The sequence below is a fragment of the Pseudopedobacter sp. genome (assembly GCF_040392825.1).
GTDB lineage: Bacteria > Bacteroidota > Bacteroidia > Sphingobacteriales > Sphingobacteriaceae > Pseudopedobacter.
In genome coordinates, this window is the sequence record NZ_JBEBVH010000303.1 from 1 (window position 1) to 4401 (window position 4401).

Annotated in this window: 2 protein-coding genes; one reads left to right on the forward strand and one right to left on the reverse strand. The window is 39.7% G+C overall.

Annotation, left to right across the window (positions count from 1 at the left end):
* Nucleotides 1–549: 549 nt before the first annotated feature.
* Nucleotides 550–1791 (forward strand): YaiO family outer membrane beta-barrel protein, encoded by a 1242-nt coding sequence (locus tag ABWO41_RS15860; RefSeq protein WP_353140140.1) that lies wholly within the window; start codon nt 550–552, stop codon nt 1789–1791.
* Here ABWO41_RS15860 and ABWO41_RS15865 read toward each other — a convergent pair.
* Nucleotides 1788–4401 (reverse strand): sulfatase-like hydrolase/transferase (locus tag ABWO41_RS15865; protein ID WP_353140142.1); only part of this gene is annotated, 2614 nt, incomplete at its 5' end. The genes ABWO41_RS15860 and ABWO41_RS15865 overlap by 4 nt on opposite strands.

Consider the following 4401-nt stretch of genomic DNA (forward strand, 5'->3'; position numbering starts at 1 on the left):
TTAACCCTCTCTGCCCTTTGGGCATCTCTCCCTAACAAGGAGAGAACGATGCTATTAGAGAGATTGCTTTTGATTCTGCAGCGGTCTTTCAAAAAAGATTCTGTAATAACCTATGCGACTGCTTTCAGCTTTTAGCTTTATGCTTTCAGCTTAATAAAGTAACGGTATAACCCTCTCTGCCCTTTGGGCATCTCTCCCTGCTCCAAAGGAGTCCCTTCGGGAGGCGAGAAGGGAGCTATGAAAGGAATTGCTTTTTGTCTGAACAGCAACCTTTCAAAAAAGATTCTGCAATAACCTATGCGACTGCTTTCAGCTTTATGCTTTCAGCTTTTAGCTTTTCACAATAACCTATCGCTTTAAGCCTTCAGCTTTTTGCTTTCCCATGTAGTTTACGCTGGATGAACTAAACCGTAATGATCTTTGACTATTAGATTAACCTTAAACCTGTTTTTATCGTATGAATGTTTGTACAGCATTCGATACTGATTGCTGAAATCAAATTCTTTTGTAAATTAGCTCATGAGTGGCACACGGAATTATCTATCTGCAATGAAAAAAATTTGTTATCTGGTATTTTATACGTTATTATTTCCTTTATTTTCTTTAGCTCAGGAAACCAATCTTACTGCCGACGAATTATTTTCCCGCGCTCGCCAGCAGGCATTTGAATATAAAAATTATAAGCAGGCTATTAGTTTGAGTAAACAAGCGCTTCGGCAAGCTCCTGAATATACAGATGTCAGCGTTTTTCTTGGTCGTTTGTATACCTGGTCAGACCAAATAGATTCTGCCAGAACAGTGTTTGATGCGCTTGACAGGAGAGATGTGAAGGACGAAGATTTTTTCCTTGCCTACGCATCTCTGGAATACTGGAATAACGGATATGCGAAGGCGAATATGCTATTGGATAAAGGGCTTTCTTTGCACCCGGATTCGCAGGATTTATGGCTACTGAAAGCGAAGGTGAATTACAGCAATAACAAGTACGAGCCGGCACAAAATGCGGTAAACAGTCTGTTGAAGCTGAACCCGAAACACACGGAAGCCAGGGCTTTGGCGAAAAATATTCAGGACTATCTGGCAAAGAATACTGTTGGAATTACTTATAATTTTGTTCATTTTGATAAGCAATTTGATGATGACTGGCATATTCTGAGTGCAAGTTATAAACGGGCGACTGCTATCGGATCGGTTATTTTTAAAACCAATTATGCCAATAAATTCGCTGATAACGGTTTGCAGTTTGAACTGGAAGCTTACCCAAGGCTTTCTAAAATGTTTTATCTATACGTTGGCACGGGCTACTCTAATGATGTAGGAATTTTTCCAAAATATAGAACAGGAGTTTCCGTTTTTGCCAACTTGCCACGTAGTTTTGAAGGAGAGCTTGGCTATAGACAGCTCTATTTTACTAACAGTATATGGATGTATACCGCTTCTATAGGTAAGTACTACCAGAACTTCTGGTTTAATTTAAGAACTTACCTTACACCTGGAGAAGAAAGCATATCCCAATCTTATGCGGCAACCGTACGCTATTACACGAAGGGAGCGAACGATTATCTGAGTTTTGTAATAGGCCGGGGATTGAGCCCTGAAGAAAATCGCAACAATCTTCTGGACAATGCACCATATAAATTAAAGACCTTTAAGGTAGGTGCTGAATATAATTTTTCGGTAAATAAAACCAATCTGTTTTCTTTATCATCCACTTATTATAATCAGGAGTTCAGACCTAATGAGAGAGGGAACCAGTTAGATATTATTATAGGTTATGCGAAGACTTTTTAAGGTCCTGGCATAACCTGATTAAAATAATTTGAATATACGCTGTCCGGAACAAGCTTTTTCTGTGTATAGAATTTTTTGTTTTTGCGTTTAAAACTTTCGAAACGGGCACTCACTGCTTTATGTGTAATAGCATCGTCTACAAGATCTTCGTTAAGCTGACCGTCTAGTTTATAGAGCTTACCGCCAGAGAGATGGTAATTGCCGGATACAAAGTCGATTAGCTGATTTTTACTTTGCATCATGGCTATTCCGTTTTCCATTGTTACTCCTCTTTTTAATCCATGGCCAATCCAGGTTACCTGTTTTGGTGTGTTGAGTCCGAAATTCTCCCGGTAGTAGGCTAATAGGGAAGGTGCAACATCAAAATGGCTTACGGTATTGCGGAAAGAGCGGTTTGTTTTTAGTAGTGGAGAATAAATTATTAATGGTACATGGTAACGGTCGATTTTTGTCTGAATTGGTATTTCCGGCATGGCATGATCTCCGGTAATAATAAACAGTGTGTTGGCAAAATCGGCTCTTTGCTGGTAATCCTTAAAAAACTGATGCAGCGCATCGTCTAAGTTTAATACCGAAACCAGTTGTTTTCTGTTTTCTGCTGCCCATTTTTTGTTCTCTGCAGACAAATTCCTGCTGTTAAGCTGCTTATCGAAAAGACGCTCATAATAGGCTGCGTTATTGATCAGGAAAGGATTATGCGTGGATAATGTCAGCAATACATGAAAATAGGGGTGGTTCTGAATTTTTTGTGTTTCCAGCATTTTACCGAAGACCGCCTGATCTTCGTAACCCCAGCTATTTCCATTATTTTCTGGTAATTTCCTGTATGGAGGTGCGAATGCAGTCTGATCGATAAGGGTATCCACTTTACTGAACTGCAGAAATTTTTTCATAAAATCGAATTCTGAATTACCACCATAGAAGAAACCTGTATTAAAGCCATTCGTCTTGAGTATGTTGAATAAATTGAAATGATTGGGTAAGGTGTCCATTTCCAGAAAACCACGAGAGCCAAAAGGTAAGGACCCGGTTAGGGTAGAAAGCACTGCAAATGTTCTGCCGGCAGAGCTGAGATTGTTTTCCCAGTATAATGACTTCTTCGATAATGAATCAACAAATGGAGTAAAATTACCTACATAACCAGAAGGCGAGCTATAAGCATGTCCCAATCCTTCGACGATAATCACAACCAGGTTGGGAACTGTTGATGTTTTATTCAGGTATGGCCCCAGAATGTCCTCGGTGTCTTCGTTTCGGAGAAAAGGAAAATTGCTTTCGGCTCCCGGTTGTTCCTGTGCTGTTGTTGTCCAGTCGGCCAAAAGCTCCGGATGTTTTTCGAAATAGTCGGATACATTTGAAGTAAGAAAATAACGCCACTTGCTGGTGCTGGCGTTATAAACAAATTCATTGCTGCCCTTTACAAAGGAACCGAAATTTTTGATGTTGAACAGGCAGGTGAAGATGCCAATAAGAATTAACGAACCACCTATATAGGGCGTTTTGAATGGTCTTCTACCAACCAGCCAAAAAGGAATTACAGAAACCGCTAAAAGCACAATGAAAAAGACTATATTTTTTACAGTCAATATTCCGCTCGCTTCTAAAATCTGTTTCATTTCGTTGGCATTGTAATAGAAAACGTCGGCGCCGAGAAGATTACGGGATTCTGAGAAATATAAAAATAAAACGAATTGAACAATGATGACAATGCTGAACGATAAAATAAGTACCAGTTTTGCCCAGGAAGAACGTATGAAGCTTAAAATAAGGTAGAGTACACCGGTACCTGCCAGTAATTGAAATGCAAAGTAAAGATTATCTAATAAAAGTTGCTTGCCGACATTTACATAAGGGATTTGTTCAAACTTGTAGCTGTACCACCACCATTCTAATCCAACAGAGATGATGTAAAGCAACAAAAAAGTCAGCGCAAATGAAGCAAAACTATTTAAAGAGACCCTAAGCTGCGTTCCGATACGTTTGAGCAATGGTTCGTCAACAGATTTTGTCTGAAACCCCTGCCGTGTCATTTCTCCCCAGCCGTGTTTATTTCTAAAATAGTCCCAAACGCCTTTTACTCCGGCTTTGACAACAATAGGGTGGAAATAAAGAGGTTCTAAAATAGCTGTGGTAATTAAGGTAGACAGATCTTGTCTTTTGCTGTATACCTGATGGCTCACCAAATCAATTAATATGGCGTAGATAGAATATAAAATGCCTGAGGCGATTACCAGCGCAAATAAAGAGAAGAAAAAGGACCAGTTGATGATGCCCAGAACCAGAAAAATTAAAAATATAATATAACCTGTAAACTCTATAATAGGTCCCAGGAACTCGAAGAAAAGCCAGTAAGGCATACTGATCATTCCAAAGCGGTTATATTTGGGATTAAAGATTAATTTCCGATGTTTCCATAGGGTTTCCATAGTTCCGCGCATCCATCGGTTACGCTGTTTGCTGAGAACTTCTTTGGTTTCGGGTACTTCTGTCCAGCATAGAGGGTCTGGAATATTCACCACGTCGTAAGCTTCTTTTTTGTCTTCCATATACCGGCGCATGCGTACCACCAGCTCCATATCTTCGCCAACGGTATTCTTATCATAGCCTCCG

Bases quoted from the DNA above. Each gene is read 5' to 3' on its own strand.
- ABWO41_RS15860 (WP_353140140.1), top strand. From the start codon at position 550: ATGAAAAAAATTTGTTATCTGGTATTTTATACGTTATTATTTCCTTTA.